Source organism: Ruminococcus sp. 5_1_39BFAA (assembly GCF_964240875.1).
Lineage (GTDB): Bacteria > Bacillota > Clostridia > Lachnospirales > Lachnospiraceae > Blautia_A.
Genome location: NZ_CAXSVO010000094.1, coordinates 1 through 977 on the forward strand (window position 1 = coordinate 1; position 977 = coordinate 977).

The window sequence follows — 977 nt, forward strand, 5'->3', positions numbered from 1 at the left end:
AGTCAGTAGGAGTAGACCCGAAACCGGGTGATCTATCCATGTCCAGGTTGAAGCTGCCGTAAGAGGCAGTGGAGGACCGAACCCACATCCGTTGAAAAGGGTGGGGATGAGGTGTGGATAGGGGAGAAATTCCAATCGAACCCGGAGATAGCTGGTTCTCCTCGAAATAGCTTTAGGGCTAGCCTTGATGCAGGTTTGCGGAGGTAGAGCACTGAATTTCCTAGGGGGCGTCAAAGCCTACCGAAGAATATCAAACTCCGAATGCCGCGTAACTGGTCATCAGGAGTCAGACCGCACGAGATAAGTTGGGCGGTCAAAAGGGAAAGAGCCCAGACCTCCAGCTAAGGTCCCCAAGTGCGCGTTAAGTGGAAAAGGATGTGGGATCTCCAAGACAACCAGGATGTTGGCTCAGAAGCAGCCATTCATTCAAAGAGTGCGTAATAGCTCACTGGTCGAGAGGTCCTGCGCCGAAAATGTCCGGGGCTGAAACGCGCCACCGAAGCTGAGGAATCTAATGTAGATTGGTAGAGGAGCATTGCATGCGGAATGAAGCAGTACCGGAAGGAGCTGTGGACTGCATGGAAGAGAGAATGCCGGAATGAGTAGCGAGAATAAGGTGGGAATCCTTATGGCCGAATATCCAAGGTTTCCAGGGTAAAGCTGATCTGCCCTGGGTAAGTCGGGGCCTAAGGCGAGGACGAGAGTCGTAGCCGATGGACAACAGGTGGAGATTCCTGTACTGCGGTATGACAGAACTGTGGGGACACGTGTGGAGAGCGGGAGCCGGGAATGGAGAGCCCGGTGCAAGCGGGGTACCAGGAGGACAGGCAAATCCGTCCTTCAATGGGAATCCGTGAAGCGGAGCGAATTAAAGTAGCGAAGCCCGTGAGCCATGCGTCAAGAAAAGCCGCTATCGTTCATACCGTACCCGTACCGTAAACCGACACAGGTGGATGAGGAGAGAATCCTAAGGCCGG

1 rRNA gene is annotated in these 977 nt (G+C 53.9%); it reads left to right on the top strand.

From position 1 onward, the window contains the following. Window positions 1-977, top strand: a 23S ribosomal RNA gene (locus tag ACESZH_RS23920); the annotation flags it as partial.